Here is a 16,069-nt window from a genome sequence, read left to right as displayed (position 1 = left end):
CGTCGCTGTTAGGGCTGCGCATATTACGCTTTCCTATTTTTTTGTCAACACTTAATTTTGATTATTTTCTTTTTATTTTAAGAAAGTTTCAAAACTCAGTTTTACTTGACTCAACCAACTCGTGATTCGCTGCTATTCTGCGTCGTTCCCCGTGTTGGTGGAGGCGCATTATAGAGAGATCCGAATTTGGATCAACCCCTATTTCAAACTTTTTTTAGTTTTTTGGATCGTTTGGGTAAAATACGTACAAAACCGCCATAATTTGCAACTTCCGTTACATATTTATCACTTTTAAAGCCAGATAACTTAAAAAATGTCTAATTTTACACCACAGTAAATTAAGCAAAGATCTTTATATAGAGACTTACGCCCCAGACGATACCGACGATTAATAGTGAAAACGTAACCGCAGCTGAGCCCATATCTTTTGCTCGACCGGATAAAACATGTCTTTCTGTGCTTACGCGATCAGTTAATGCTTCAATTGCTGAATTTAATAATTCTACTATTAGTACTAATAACAGCACTGAAACTAACACAGCCCAATGAATCAAATCTTGAGCCAACCAAAATGATGCCGGAAACATCACAATTGCCAAAAGCAGTTCTTGGCGAAATGCTGCTTCTTCTTTTATAGCAGCTTTAATACCTAAGTAAGAACAGTAGCTGGCTTTAAATACACGCTGTAACCCGCCGCCATTTGGTTTATTTATTTCGCTCATTTTATTTATCCATAAAAAAACCCCGATAACCGGGGTTTTATATCAAACTTTTAGGTAATTACGCTACACCGTATTGATCACGGTACGCTTTGACCGAAGCTAAGTGCTCAGACATATCACCTTTTTGCTCAAGATAAGTAATAAGGTCAGCTAGCTTAACAATTGAAATTACCTGTGTATTAAAGTCACGCTCAACTTCTTGAATAGCAGATAGCTCGGCTTTACCTTTTTCTTGGCGATCAAGCGCAATCAGTACACCTGATAAATCGGCACCATTTGCAGCAATGATTTCCATTGATTCGCGAATTGCAGTACCTGCCGTGATCACGTCATCCACAAGCATGATTTTACCTTCAAGTGCAGACCCTACTAATGTACCGCCTTCACCGTGATCTTTTTTCTCTTTACGGTTAAAGCAGTAAGGCACATCACGGTCATGATGGTCAGCTAATGCAACTGCTGTTGTAGTCGCAATTGGAATACCTTTATAAGCAGGGCCAAATAATACATCGAAATCAATACCAGAATCTTGTAATGCAGCTGCATAAAAGCGGCCTAAACGTGCAAGGTCACGACCAGTATTAAATAAACCCGCATTAAAGAAGTAAGGGCTAGTACGGCCAGACTTAAGTGTAAACTCACCAAACTTAAGCACCTGCTTCTCAAGTGCAAATTCAATAAACTCTTTTTGATAATCTTTCATGTTGTCCCCTATTACGCTAACGCTTGCTTTTGCATATCGATGATTTCGCGAATTGAATGCTTAGCTAATTCAAGTAAGTCAGTTAATTCGTCATAAGAGAACGGTTCGCCTTCAGCAGTACCTTGCACTTCAATAAACTTACCTGTTTCGGTCATAATTACATTCATATCCGTTTCAGCTTCTGAGTCTTCTAAATATTCAAGATCCGTTACCGCTTCACCGTTATAAATACCTACCGAAATTGCAGCAATCATATGCTTAAGTGGATTAGCGTTGATCATGCCTTTGGTACGCATATAGGTAAGTGCATCAACTAATGCAACACATGCACCACTAATTGAAGCAGTACGTGTACCACCATCAGCTTGAATAACATCACAATCAATCGTAATTGTATTTTCTCCGAGCGCTGATAAGTCGACAGCTGCACGTAACGAACGTGCAATCAGACGTTGGATTTCCATAGTGCGGCCACCTTGCTTACCTTTTGCAGCTTCACGACCACAACGGCTGTGAGTTGAACGCGGTAGCATACCGTATTCAGCCGTGATCCAACCTTTACCTTGCCCTTTCATAAAGCGCGGCACGCCTGCTTCAACTGTTGCAGTACACAATACCTTGGTATTGCCGAACTCAACTAATACTGAACCTTCAGCATGCATTGTATAATTACGAGTAAAAGAAACTGGGCGAATTTGGTTAGGCGTTCGTTCACTAGGACGCATTGGATATCCTCACTATTCAAGATTTGGCATATTATAAGAACTAATTGTTCGAATCGCTATGGGAAAAGTCATAAAAGGCACAGTCTTTATATTTTTATCAGATAAAATTTACTGTAAGCTGCTTAACAACTTCCGCTATAATGCGACCAAGCATAAATTATCATTTCTAAAAACTTAGGAAACCGCACATGATCCATAGTATGACAGCCTACGCTCGCCATGAAGTTAAAGGTGACTGGGGTAACGGCGTTTGGGAAATTCGCTCTGTTAACCAAAGATACTTAGAAACCTTTATTCGTCTACCGGAACAATTTAGAGCACTAGAGCCTGTTATCCGTGAAAAACTACGCAAGCAATTGCAGCGCGGTAAAGTAGAAGTGTCACTTAAGTTTAATGCCAACCCTGTGCATGTAGGCGAGATGAAAATCAACCAAGCGTTAGCTAAGCAAATTATGAAAAATGCAACTTGGCTACAAGAACAAATTGATGGCGAAATCAGTCCGATGGACATTCTGCGTTGGCCTGGTGTTATGGAAGCTGAAGAAATGGATATGGATTCAGTGCAAACAGAATTGCTGAGTGGTTTTGATAAAACTGTTTCTGATTTTATTGATGCGCGTGGTTCGGAAGGTGCAAACCTTGAAACCATGATAGATACCCGTTTAACCGCGATTATTGAGCAAGTTGAAATTGTAAACGGTCAAATGCCTGAAGTAATGAAATGGCAGCGTGAAAAATTAACGAACCGTTTAGAAGAGTTAAAAGCAGAGATTGACCAAAACCGTCTTGAGCAAGAGCTAATTTACCTTGCACAAAAGCAAGATGTTGCTGAAGAACTTGATCGTCTACAATCGCACGTTAAAGAAACCCGTAAAATCCTGAAAAAAGGTGGCGCATGCGGCCGCCGTTTAGATTTTATGATGCAAGAGTTTAACCGTGAAGCAAATACACTCGCATCAAAGTCTATTAATACAGAAGTAACCAACGCAGCAGTTGAGTTAAAAGTATTGATCGAACAAATGCGCGAGCAAATTCAGAATATCGAGTAAGCTCTTTTTACATTTACTATATCGAAAAAGCCAATCGAACACCGATTGGCTTTTTTTATATTATTAATAAATCTTGCAATTTTTTCCTTAAAACCTCGCTCTAGCTATAAACGGGTCTAAACTTACTTTTAGCTCATAAAATCACTTTTCAACATTAACAATTAATTTGAAATGAGTTTGGCATTACATGGGGAAAATCTTTTGAGGTACTTATTACTTTTATTATCAGCGGTTACTGCATTTAGTGAAGCTAATGCACTCGAGCTGATGGTGAACGTCGTTGATAAAAATAATAACGCTGTAAACAAAGTCGTCGTATTTGTAACGCCAAAAGCTGGGGTCGCCGATTTACAACGCAACAACCAAACGCTGGTCATTGGTCAACAAGGTAAAAAATTTACGCCATATATTACCGTGATGCAAAAAGGGCAAAATGTTGTTTTCTCAAATAAGGATGATATTACCCATCATATTTACTCTGTGTCAGGTAAAAATCGATTTGAATTTAAGTTAAAAGCAGGTGATTCAAAACATATCTCTGATATGAATGCAGCCGAAGAAGTTGCTATGGGATGCAACATTCATGATTGGATGAGTGGTTACATATTAGTTGTCGACACACCATATTTTACTAAAACAAACACAAACGGTAGCGCCGTATTTACAATAAAAGACCCAGGCCAATATAATATTTCAGTTTGGCACCCTCAACTTGATACACCATCACATCAAATAACCGAAAGCCATTTGCTAAGCACAGATAAAAAAACACTGACATTAACCCTAACCAAACCGCTATTACCTATTCCCAAACAAGTTGGGCAAGAAGAATTTGAATTTTTAGAAGAGTACTAATCAACTATGAGACTTTTCAAAGTGCGCAGTTTACAAAGTAAAATTTTAATATTGTTCTTATTTTTACTATTGCTCGTGCAACTGGTTAGCTTCTATTTCACCTATCACACCAATGTAAAGCTTGAGAATACCCAATTAAACAATCGCTTAAGCAATGCATCTAATATATTTGAAACACAGTTTAATAATCGCCGCTATTACCTCTCTGCATTTGCTGAAACAGCAGCAAAAGACTACGGCCTAAAATCTGTATTAGACGAAGATACAAAGAGCTTTTTAGTTGCTTTAAATAATCACCGAAAACGCATTGATAGCGACCTTGCAATGGCAATCAATAACAAAGGAATCGTTTTTGCGCAGCTAGTTACTTACACAAACGATGATGGAATAGTAAAAGTGCGAGTAGGCAAAGGACAAGGCGAACCTTTTAGCCAACCCACCAGCTTTTTACAGCAAGAAACGGCGCAACTGGTCTTTATTGACAATTTACTTTATCAACTGAGCTTTGCACCTATTAAAAGTGGCTCTCGCATTGTTGGTTGGGTGGGGTTTGGTTATTTGATTAATAACGCACTTGCTAATGAACTCGCGACATTGACCGATGTAAACATTGGGTTTGCCAGCTTTGATGGTAAGCACTACCAAGTTATTGCCAGCTCAGATGAAGATAATTACCCAATAAAAGCCGATGTATTCAAACGCATAATTGCCAATACAGAACACCAATATTTGTATAACCGTATAGAACTTGGCAACACCGACAATGGGTATATTTCAGCGGTGCTTTTTGAGTCTCGTGCAGATTTATTAAAAAGCATTGATATCCAATGGCCGCGATTAGCTTTGCTAGTTTTTATTACGGTACTTTTATCGACGTTTGGCGCAATTGCCATTGCACGAGGTATTACCCGCCCAATCAAAAGCCTGATAAGCCAAGTAAAATCAATTTCCAAAGGTAATTACGACGGTATCGTAAATGTATCGGGTAGCCGAGAGTTAAAACAACTTTCGAATGAATTTAATGACATGACAAAAGCGATTATTTCACGTGAGAAAACAATTAGCTTTCAAGCCTTTCATGACCAACTAACACATTTACCTAATCGAAATGCTCTTGTTAGTGCAATTGAAAAACGTCAAATATCCAAGCATGACTTTTTAATTGTACAACTGAGTATTTTAAGAGCGGAGGAAATAGCCGAAACCCTCGGTTATCAGGCGAGTGACTATGTCATCAATGAGGTTGCGAATCGTATTGAAAACACACCACATGACTTTGATTGTTATCACTTAGGTAACGAAAATTTTATACTCCTAATTGAAAACCAAAACATCGACGCACTAATCGACACATTGCAATCAGCATTAACAATGCAATGCCAATTTCAAAACATTCACCTGCACCTGCAATTTACCTTTGGTGTCGTTGTTGCGTCACAACACCCTAACTGTTCTGTGGCCGAATTATTACAAAAATCCAATGTGGCAATTCAACGCGCCAAAAACAACAAAAAAGCATTCCAAATTTATGACCCAATTTTTGACCAAAATGCCATTGAGCGTCTGTTTTTAACCAATAATTTGCGAACAGCCATCGAACAAGATCAGCTCACCTTGTTTTTTCAGCCAAAGCTTTCGTTAAAAACAATGGAGATAAGCCACGTTGAAGCCTTGGTAAGATGGCAACATCCTGAAAAAGGCTTAATTCCACCAGATAGTTTTATTAGCATTGCAGAAAAAACCGGGCAAATGGATGCATTAACTCGCTGGGTAACGAATGCGGCAATTAATCAATATTTGGCATGGCAATCAAATGGAATCCACATCAACATTGCAATAAATATTTCTGCCGAAAATATATTAGATAAGTCCTATCCAGATTATGTAATCTCGTTAAAACAACAACATCAATTAACCGATTGCGCGATTACTTTAGAAGTTACCGAAGATGCCGTTGTGGATGATCCTGAAAAGGCAACCGAGGTATTGAACTACCTAAATCAAAGCGGCTTTAAATTATCGATAGATGATTACGGCACAGGATATTCTTCACTCGCGCAATTAAAACAACTACCAGTGCAAGAGCTAAAAATAGATCGCTCCTTCGTACAGCATTTGCTCGATAATGAAAATGATCAAATCATTGTTAAATCAACCATTGAACTTGCGCACAATATGGGGTTGTCGGTTGTTGCGGAAGGTATTGAAGACGAAGCCACATTACTATTTCTTCAATCTCAAGGATGTGAATTAGCACAAGGATACTTTATTAGTAAACCATTACCCGCTCATGAATTTGAGGCATGGTTATCTCAATCTAACTATAAAAAACAGACAAAAACACATGCGAAAGTACTTGATTAAAAGCCTTCTACCTATTTCTCTTTTATGCACAAGCAGTCAGTTATTGGCCGTAGATGCAAATATAAAAGGGCTAATTGATTTAAGGGCTTATCATGTAACAAGCGATGATAGTAATAGCTATTTAACCGGTGATTATGGAAAATTTCGCTTTGACGATGGCTTTGGAATAGCACTCGGACAGTTAGGTGCCCATCTTAATTTGGAATTTAATTCAACATGGTCTGCAACATTAGTCGCTAACGCATTTGCTAACAAAGGTAATAGTGCCATTGGTATAACCGAAAGCTTTATTAGTTACAAAGGCCTGCCCTCAAGTAATGGCTGGCGAATAAAATCAAAACTCGGTGTTTTCTATCCAACGATTAGTTTTGAAAATGTAGCTACTGCTTGGTCTACCCCATATACATTAACCTCTAGCAGTTTAAACAATTGGGTTGGTGAGGAACTTCGAAATACCGGCATAAACTTATCACTTGAAAAGTTGGGGAAATTCTCAGGCTCAAAGCATAGTTTTTCAGGCGATATTTCGCTGTTTAAAAACAACGATCCTGCGGGTGCAATGCTAGCGTGGCACGGTTGGACTATTGGTAGTCGCCAAACCTTGCTACATGAAAAATTAATTGTACAAGATTTCCCCGCACGCCAACAGAAACTCGCTGCACAAGCCGCTGAATCAGACCCTTTTTTAGAACTTGATGACCGCTTTGGTTTGCATGTTTCAGCCAATTGGAAGTACGCAAATAAACTTAGATTCAACTTAGGCTATTACGATAACTTTGCTAAAGAAGGGATTGTTGAAAATGGTCAGTACACATGGACAACAGAATTTATTCATTCAGCGTTGAAATACCGTTTTGCGAAAGAATGGGAAGTCATTGCCCAGTACATGAAAGGCAATACTTACATGACATCACCATACCAAGAAAAAGTGGTCGATAATGATTTCGACAACGCATTTATAATGCTACGTCATTTTTGGTCTAACCATCATATTGCAGCGCGTTTTGAGCACTTTAATGTGGATGATTTAGATAACATTTGGGGTGATAACAACAACGAGCAAGGTAATGCCTTTTCATTTGCTTATCGCTATAAGCTCTCTAAACAATCATTTATTCTAACTGAATATAACTATATCGATTCAACACGCCCTTCGCGCTGGTACGTAAACCAAGCAGTAGATAAAAAAGAAAGCCAATATCAAATTGGTTACCGCTATTACTTCAAACATTAAACGTGAATTACTCGCTGTATAAACGCATCGTGCTATCAAAATACATGCCGAGCCCAGCGGTAAATAACCAACATCCCCATAAACTGTGCTCAACAGCCACTAACAAGGTGCTACGTGAATGAATATAGGTAAATGAAAATACTAAACCTGCAATAAAGGCCCCCACTACCGCAATCCAATTTGCAAATAATAGATGCGCTAATGCAAAACTTGTCGCACTTAAATATGCACGTAGCTGCTTACTTTTAAAGACTCGTTTATAACGATGAAACATAAAGGTACGAAAAATCACTTCCTGCGGCCAGGCTGAAAAAATAGGGTAAAGAATTAACAGTAAGAACCACCACTTAGTTTGTTGCGTGGGTAAAGTAAAGAACCATTGGGGCGTAAAATACCAACTAGCTATCATCATCAATAGCGCTGCGACTAAAAAAGTAGCAACCACTCTATCGAGCGATAATTTAAGCTGCACCGGATTCCAAAGGCGAAAACGCTTAAAACGCGGATCACTTAACAACAGTAAAACACACCACCCTACTACCGATACCAAAAAAAGCAGTAAATAAGGCGCGATCACATCGCGTACGAAATACAAAAATACGGGTAAACAAAAGAATAAAAATACAAATTCGCAAATCAAAATGCGTTTGTAATAATGCTTAGGTGCCCAACGGGTAGGATCGAGTTTCAATAGCATGCCCTCCTATTACAGTATAGAAAGGCACGTTAAGAATTTAATGAATTTAATGTGAAGTAATCAACTTAGCTAAAACACCACCGATTGCTCTGAAGTGCATTGATTGGTGCCCGCTTCACATACTTTATAGGTATAGCTACCACCGCCTTTTACGCCGATGTTATCTGTGTATTCGCCATTATTACTTACTGAGTTAACAACAGTGCCATTACGGTAAATGTCGACCAAACTGCCCGATATGCCCGACCAAACAAGGTCGACATGTTGCACGCCTCTTACTTTATAGCCGGTTATGTTAAGGTCTGTATTACCTGGGTCGCCACCGCCATCACCACCGCATGGGTTAGCAATTAAGTAATCATCAGCGGCTTTTGCTTGTACTATGCCATAACCAAAGTACACATCTTTACCAGCGGCTCCCCCATCAAGCGCGCTTGCTTTTAATGCACTACGAATCTCTTCGCCGCTACAATCAGGATGATTTGACCAAACCAGTGCTGCTATGCCTGCAACGGCTGGCGTTGCCATAGATGTGCCACTCATATAGCCATAATCGCTGGCACCTACTTTTACTCTTATGGAAAGTGCGTTCAACATTTGACTTCTATCTTCTAATGCTACGCTAACAGTAGGAATACTTGTGTTATTTGGAGAGCCCAATGTGCCGCTAAAGAGCCCGGCTTCATTATTCACAATAACTGCAGCAATGCCTCCCGAGTTTTGGCAATTAAGCGCTTTATCATGAAAGCTAATACTCCCTCTATCGATGACACACACTTTTCCGTTTGCACCACTATCGACCGTATCCCCAAGCCCCATAAAGTGAGGTGAAGCGGTTTCGTCCCCGGTATTTTCCATCGCGCTCGAAGCGACCCCAAAACCATCAGCTAGCACAGCCGCAGTACTTGCAGTTCCTGCAGGATAGGTTGATAAGGTATCTACACCACCAGCGGTGACTTCTACGCAAATGGTTTCATCTTGTTTACGTTTTTTGCCGCGTCCTGTTTCACAGCTCGGAAATTGTGAAAAGCTAGCGATTTGATTATTTGCATCATTTGCACCAACCATCATTACTGACGAATAGCCTGCAGGATAACTGCGAACGCTATTGCCATCGTTACCCGCTGCGGCAATTGAAAGTCCACCAGCGCTTGCGAAGTTTTCAAAAGCTGCTGATTCAGTTGAACTGGCACCACCACCACCTAAACTCATATTAATAATGTTTGCGCCTGCTGCAGCACAAACATTCGCTGCATGAGCAAGGCTTGACGAATACCCCCAACCACTTGCATTAAACACTTTAACAATATGCATTAATACGCCAGGAGCCATGCCTATAACACCCACATTGTTATCAGCAGCACCAATTGTGCCAGCGACATGGGTGCCATGGGGTCCACCTTGCTCATACCAATTCCCTGTACCGGAATCGTTAGTACCATCTATATTGCCCCACACAAAATCGCTGTTAGATTGATCTAAGCCTGAGTCAATCACACACACCTTGATACCACTGTTGCCATCAAACAATACCTTGTCTGCTTGCGCTTGATAGACAACATACGGGGTTAATTGTTGTGTCATAGCATCGCCAATATCATCATTAAACAAATTAAAAGCTGTACGCGGGTAATCTTGTTCAATTAATTTAATGTGAGGGTTATTTAACAATCCTCTTAAGGTTTGGAGATCCTTCCCAGCAAACGACGCAGCAAAAAAGCCATCACTATCGAGCTTTATGTCACCTCCAAAACGTTTTGCAAGTGCTTTCACGACACCTTTATTGGCATTGTCGACTTGAATAATGTATCGATGATTATCAGGTTCGGCATATACACCCGCGCTAATAGAGAAGGCGATGCATACAGTAAGAGAAGAGAGTTTCATTGGTTTATGCCCCAAACACAACTATTGCAATTTTTAGAATAGTCAATTTAGGGGGAATCGCCAGTACGACTCTATACTAAAGAACATAAAAAAAGCCGCTTACGCGGCTTTGTTTAGGGTTGATTAGAAAATCAATTAAAAAACTACTGTCTTTTCAGCTGAACAAGTAGATGTACCTGCTTCACATACTTGGTAAGTATAGCTACCGCCACCTTTCCCACCAACTGCATCTGTGTAGCTACCCGTATTTGATACTGTAGCAATCATAGAGCCATTTCGGAAAACGTCCATTGAAGATACACTTGTACCTGACCAAGTTAGGTCTACACGTTTAGAACCTTTCACTTTGTAACCTTGTGCCGATAACGTGATATCACCTTCACCACCACCGTTATCACCGCCGCCATTGTCACCACCAGCACAGCCATTCGCTGTTAGGTAATCATCAGCTGCTTTTGCTTTTACGATACCGTAACCAAAGTAAACATCTTTACCTGCTGCACCAGCATCATAAGCAGTCGCTTTAAGTGCATTACGGATTTCAGTACCTGTACACGTTGGGTGGTTTGACCAAACTAGTGCTGCAATACCAGAAACCGCTGGTGTTGCCATTGACGTACCGCTCATAAAGCCATAATCGCTCGTACCAATTTTAACTGTCATTGATGCCGCATTAAGAAGCGTAGCACGGTCTTCAAATGCACCGCCAACTGCAGGAATTGTCGTCGCATTAGTGTCGCCTAATGTTCCGTAAAGCATGCCTGCTTCGTTATTAATAATTACCGCACCAACACCGCCTGAGTTTTCACAGTTTAGTACTTTATCGTGGAATGAAATATTACCACGGTCAATCACACAAATTTTACCAGCCGCACCTGAATCAACCGCCTCAGCTGTACCCATAAAGAAGGTAGACGCAGTCGCTTCACCCGCATTTTCCATTGACGATGTATTCATTGCCACACCATCCGCAGAAAGTGATGCGCTTGTTGCCATATCTGCAGGGTAAGTAGAAAGTGTATCTACACCACCAGCTGTCACTTCAACACAAATAGTTTCATCTTCAGTTGCACGTTTACCTCGGCCTGATGTACAGCTCGGGAATTGTGAGAAGTCTGCAATTTGGTCGTTATTGTCATTTGCACCAATCATCATTACTGAAGGGTAACCCGCTGGGTATGAACGCACATTGTTACCGTCGTTACCTGCAGCAGCAACCACTAAACCACCTGCCGCTGTAAAGTCAGCGAATGCATTTGATTCAGTGCTATTAGAACCACCGCCACCTAAGCTCATGCTGATAATGTTAGCGCCAGCTTGACTACATAGGTTTGCTGCATGTGCTAAATCTGATGAATAGCCCCAACCTTCAGCATTAAATACTTTAATAATGTGCATAGGTACGCCTGGTGCCATACCTACTACACCAAAACCGTTATCAGCTGCACCAATTGTACCCGCTACGTGAGTACCGTGAGGACCACCGTGCTCATTCCAGTTACCTGTACCAGAATCGTTATCACCAGTGATGTTACCCCAAACAAAATCTGGGTTAGATTGATCAAGACCTGAATCAATTACGCATACTTTCATATCTGAAGATGCATCAAACGCCAGTTGATCTGCCTGTGATTGGTATACAGCATACGGTGTTAATTGCTGTGTCATCGCATCACCAATGTCATCACTGTAAAGTGACATTGGCTTACGCACAAAATCTTGCTCAATTAGTTTAATATGTGGGTTGTTAAGAAGTCCTTTCACTTCTGATAAATCTTTCCCTGAGAAGCTTGCAGCAAAAAATCCATTTGAATCTAGTTTAATATCACCACCAAGTTTTTTAGCGAGCGCTTTTACTACGCCTTTGTTGTTGTTATCAACTTGGATGATAAAACGGTTTTCATCTGCTGCTTGCGCAGTAGCTACTGTGCTTAACGCTAGTAGTACTGATGTAGTTAATGTTTTTAATTTCATATAGCTTTCCCAGATTACATAAAGTAAGACACATGCTTTGCAAGCCGTATCTGTATTCGGGAATAAAGTTAACTAATATTTAACATTTCAACAACAAAATTCACATATTCCAAATCAACAAAACAATACATACTTTTAAATATAAGCAGACATCCAAACACCTTAAGAGCTAAACTTCTAAATCACTCTTTGCAATAACTCCCCCAATTAATCGAAAAAAAGGGATAATATTTCCAAATAACCAGTAAAACTCATCAGACCTGACTTTCAATATCTAAATGAAAATAAGTCCCGTTTTTAACTCTATTTTATATAACCGCAAAAACCTCGTTACATTTGTTTACATTGTCTTTGTAAACAAAGTTAACATCACATAAAAATGTCACACACACGGCAAAAATACGCTTGATGGAAGCCTTATCACTAGGCTAAAGCGCTAGGAGAAATAGAAAGTAGGAAATAGTTGGGTAGATAATTAAGGTGGAACAAAAAAGCGCCCTAAATAAGGGTTATTTAAGGCGCATTAAAGCTTAGTCGATAAGACCATACTCTTTATCAAGAATATCGATCACTTCTTGACGTGGATCGCTTGGAATTTCTAACTGTTTACCAACAATTTTGCTCGCAATACCTACGTAAGTGTCTGACACTTGCATCATCACATCTACCGGTAGTTTGTAACCCTTGGCAAGTTCTTCACGTTCATCCATGCGATCTTTATTAAGTAATACATCGCTATCAGGCACGTTATTAATTAATAACTGGCGGAAACCCTCTTTCGAGTTTTCAACAATCTTACCATCGCGATAAGCTGGGCCATCCCAAATACGTGATGAATCTGGTGTACCAACTTCATCGATATAAATAAGCTTATGCGAACCATCAACTTCTTCAACGTAGCCAAACTCAAACTTCGTATCCACAAAAATTTGGTCAAGCTCTGCAAGTTGCTCGCTAATTAGCTTAAAGCCTTCAGTTAATAGCTTTTCGTATAAATCGATATCGCTTGCCGACTTAAAGTTAAATGCCGCTAAATTGTTTTCGATGTTTTCGCGCGTAATGTTTACATCATCTACTTCTGGCACTTCTGCTACGCCAGTAATAATGCCTTTAGTCGATGGTGTAATTAATACATTGTCTAATTTTTGGTGAGCTTCTAACCCTTCTGGTAAATCAATACCACAGAAGTTGCGAACGCCTTTTGCGTAATCGCGCCACATACTACCCGTAATGTATTGGCGTGCAATTGCTTCAACGCGAACAGTTTCAGCTTTACGTACAATCCATACATAAGGGTGTGGAATATCAACAATGTGGTTACCCGCAAGGCCTGCTTCATCAAATAATTTAAACCAGTGAGACGCCACTGAGTTAAGCGCAATACCTTTACCTGGTACACCGTTAAGGCCGTTTTCACCTTGCCAAATACAGTCAAACGCTGAAATACGGTCTGAAATAACCATCAGTGCAAGTGGTGTATCTTTTGGAATGTTATATCCCTTTTCTTCGATTAAGCGAACGCTGTCTTGCTCGGTTAACCAATAAACACTGCGAACTTTACCGCTGTGAACCTTACCTTTGGTACGGATCGGTAAATCGTCATTTACGTCCAAAACCTTATATGAACTCATGGAAACTCCAAAAGATATTTTTGATACTAGAAAAGCGCGTTATGCACTCTAAATTGGGGTGCGCCAATTTTAGTGAAAAGTCACTGTAAACTCAATAATTGAACAAAAAAAGCAAGGGTATGAATTGCTATCGCAAAAGATTGGTTTCAAGGTGTTGTTGTTATAGTATCACACCAATATAAACTAATTTTGTGCAGTCATGTTAGCGATAAACAATCTCACTTTTTCATACCCAGGTGCTCGCAGTCAATTTGTGCTGCATGATTTTGCCTTAGCAAAAGGCGAGCATGTGTTTATTTACGGCCCAAGCGGCAGTGGTAAATCAACATTGCTCTCACTAATTACCGGGGTGCAACAGCAAAACAGCGGCTCAATTTCGATTTTAGACACGGCTTTTTCGACTCTTTCACAAAAACAAAAAGATCGCTTTCGCGCAGATCACATAGGTTATATTTTTCAGCAATTTAATTTAATTCCTTTTTTATCAGCTACTGAAAATGTAGCGCTAGGGTGTGAGTTCTCAAAAATACGTACTGAAAAAGCCATAACCAAATACGGCAGTGTTGAAAAAGGAGCGACGACATTATTAATGGCGCTTGGATTAAGCGAACAAAATATTGCTAAACCAGTCAATCAACTAAGCATAGGGCAACAACAACGCGTTGCCGCTGCCAGAGCATTACTTGGTGAACCAGAACTTATCATTGCCGATGAGCCAACGTCAGCCCTTGATAACGACGCCCGAGAAGAATTTATTAACCAGCTTTTTGAGCAAGCTAACAATAATCAAACCAGTATTTTATTTGTCAGCCACGACCAAACGCTCGCAAATTTATTTGATAGGCAATTAGCACTTTCAAGCTTTATGCAGGAGAAAGCACTATGAGCTTATTAACCCTCTCACGCAAAAGCTTACTGAATCGTTTTTCTAGTATTGCGATAACAACCATAGCTATAGCGCTAAGTATTACCTTGTTACTACTTATTGAACGCGCCCGTGTTGATGCCAAAGCAAGCTTTCATAATACGGTATCAGGCACCGACTTAATTGTCGGTGCTCGCACTGGCAATACCGAATTATTACTTTTTTCGGTATTTCGTATCGGTCACCCAACTAACAATTTAAGCTTCAAAAGCTATCAAGATATTACTAGCAAGCGCTCTGTAAAATGGGCGATTCCACTGTCACTTGGTGATAGCCACAAAGGTTTTAGCGTTATTGGTACCAATAATGACTACTTTGCTCATTACCGTTATGCCAATAAGCAAAATCTTGTATTCACAAAAGGGCACGCTTTTGAACAAGTAAATCATGTAGTGCTTGGCAGTAATGTAGCTAAAAAACTGCATTACCATTTAGGTGACTTGATTGTACTGTCGCATGGCGCTGGCAATACCAGCTTTCACCATCATGACGATCACCCATTCAAAGTCGTGGGTATATTAGCGGCAACAGGCACAGCGGTAGATAACAGCGTGCATGTGCCACTAGTTGCAATTGATAATATTCATGGTTCAACAACGCCTAATATTAGCAAAAATCACCAAGCAGATGAGCATCATGAACATAATCATGAACATGATGATAAGAACCATCAGCACCACAACGAACAAAGTGATAAACATAACAAGTTGCCAGCCCTATCAAATGCGGAACTAACCGGCCAACCAAAACAGATCAGCGCATTTTTATTAGGCCTAAAAAGTCCAATTTTTGCACTCCAGCTACAACGTAATATCAGCCAATATAAGCAAGAGCCATTGCTGGCGATTATGCCCAAATTCACCCTACGCCAGTTATGGGAAGTAGTCGGTCTATTTGAAAAAGCCTTATTGGTTATCTCGGGTGCTGTTGTCGTTATTGCTTTACTTGGCATGTTGACTAATTTATTGGCAAGTCTCAGTCAACGTCGCCGCGAACTTGCGATTTTACGCTCAGTGGGTGCTTCGCCGCGTACTATATTCACTCTGCTTGGCTTAGAAGCTTTTTTAATCACAGTATGCGCCACCTTGCTGGCTATCGCATTTTATTACCTTGTTATTGTGTTGCTTGCTAACATGCTTGGCAGCATCAGCGGTATTCACTTGCAACTTATGGCACTTAGCCAATATCAAATGAGTTTATTGGCTGGTATTATTTTGCTTGGCACCTTATTTGGTTGTTTACCTGCTTACAAAGCATATCGTTACGCATTGAGCGATGGCTTAACCATAAAAGTTTGAGAATT

Annotated in this window: 13 protein-coding genes; 6 read left to right on the top strand and 7 right to left on the bottom strand. The window is 40.1% G+C overall.

The features are described from left to right. Positions 1 to 338: 338 nt before the first annotated feature. From L1068_RS18830 to rph, 3 genes are read right to left on the bottom strand one after another with little or no spacing between them, the layout of a single operon-like run. Complete coding sequence (locus L1068_RS18830) at positions 339 to 722, bottom strand: diacylglycerol kinase (RefSeq protein ID WP_105170221.1); 384 nt, start codon at positions 720 to 722, stop codon at positions 339 to 341. A gap of 58 nt (positions 723 to 780) precedes the next feature. Next, positions 781 to 1,425, bottom strand: a complete 645-nt coding sequence (gene pyrE, locus L1068_RS18825) for an orotate phosphoribosyltransferase (protein WP_038637440.1) — start codon at positions 1,423 to 1,425, stop codon at positions 781 to 783. 11 nt (positions 1,426 to 1,436) lie between these two features. Continuing rightward, positions 1,437 to 2,150 carry a ribonuclease PH gene (gene rph / locus L1068_RS18820; RefSeq protein WP_237131447.1) on the bottom strand — a complete coding sequence of 238 codons (714 nt, stop codon included), beginning with the start codon at positions 2,148 to 2,150 and terminating at the stop codon, positions 1,437 to 1,439. Between the two features lie 188 nt (positions 2,151 to 2,338). Between rph and L1068_RS18815 the strand changes: the two genes are divergently transcribed. From L1068_RS18815 to L1068_RS18800, 4 genes are all read left to right on the top strand, one after another. Next, positions 2,339 to 3,199 (top strand): YicC/YloC family endoribonuclease, encoded by an 861-nt coding sequence (locus tag L1068_RS18815; protein WP_237131446.1) that lies wholly within the window; start codon positions 2,339 to 2,341, stop codon positions 3,197 to 3,199. Between the two features lie 201 nt (positions 3,200 to 3,400). Next, entirely contained in the window at positions 3,401 to 4,054 is a 654-nt protein-coding gene (locus L1068_RS18810; protein WP_237131445.1) for a hypothetical protein, read from the top strand. Between the two features lie 6 nt (positions 4,055 to 4,060). Further along, on the top strand, positions 4,061 to 6,418 hold the full coding sequence (locus tag L1068_RS18805) for an EAL domain-containing protein (RefSeq protein WP_237131444.1): 2,358 nt from the start codon (positions 4,061 to 4,063) through the stop codon (positions 6,416 to 6,418). Positions 6,419 to 6,461: 43 nt separating this feature from the next. After that, complete coding sequence (locus L1068_RS18800; RefSeq protein WP_237131443.1) at positions 6,462 to 7,652, top strand: hypothetical protein; 1,191 nt, start codon at positions 6,462 to 6,464, stop codon at positions 7,650 to 7,652. Between the two features lie 7 nt (positions 7,653 to 7,659). Here L1068_RS18800 and L1068_RS18795 read toward each other — a convergent pair whose 3' ends face one another. From L1068_RS18795 to L1068_RS18780, 4 genes are all read right to left on the bottom strand, one after another. Next, complete coding sequence (locus L1068_RS18795) at positions 7,660 to 8,343, bottom strand: type II CAAX endopeptidase family protein (RefSeq protein WP_237131442.1); 684 nt, start codon at positions 8,341 to 8,343, stop codon at positions 7,660 to 7,662. A gap of 75 nt (positions 8,344 to 8,418) precedes the next feature. Continuing rightward, positions 8,419 to 10,236, bottom strand: a complete 1,818-nt coding sequence (locus L1068_RS18790; protein ID WP_237131441.1) for a S8 family serine peptidase — start codon at positions 10,234 to 10,236, stop codon at positions 8,419 to 8,421. A 135-nt stretch (positions 10,237 to 10,371) separates the two neighbouring features. Beyond that, on the bottom strand, positions 10,372 to 12,210 hold the full coding sequence (locus L1068_RS18785; protein ID WP_237131440.1) for a S8 family serine peptidase: 1,839 nt from the start codon (positions 12,208 to 12,210) through the stop codon (positions 10,372 to 10,374). 530 nt (positions 12,211 to 12,740) lie between these two features. After that, positions 12,741 to 13,841, bottom strand: a complete 1,101-nt coding sequence (locus tag L1068_RS18780) for a phosphoribosylaminoimidazolesuccinocarboxamide synthase (protein WP_105170235.1) — start codon at positions 13,839 to 13,841, stop codon at positions 12,741 to 12,743. Between the two features lie 199 nt (positions 13,842 to 14,040). Here L1068_RS18780 and L1068_RS18775 point away from each other — a divergent pair, with 199 nt between their 5' ends. Further along, positions 14,041 to 14,727 (top strand): ABC transporter ATP-binding protein, encoded by a 687-nt coding sequence (locus tag L1068_RS18775; RefSeq protein WP_237131439.1) that lies wholly within the window; start codon positions 14,041 to 14,043, stop codon positions 14,725 to 14,727. After that, entirely contained in the window at positions 14,724 to 16,064 is a 1,341-nt protein-coding gene (locus L1068_RS18770; protein ID WP_237131438.1) for an ABC transporter permease, read from the top strand. Before L1068_RS18775 ends, L1068_RS18770 begins: the two co-directional genes overlap by 4 nt. The last annotated feature ends 5 nt before the right edge of the window (positions 16,065 to 16,069 follow it).

The organism is Pseudoalteromonas sp. MMG024, assembly GCF_021654175.1.
GTDB lineage: Bacteria > Pseudomonadota > Gammaproteobacteria > Enterobacterales > Alteromonadaceae > Pseudoalteromonas.
This window is presented reverse-complemented; position numbering and strand designations above follow the sequence as displayed.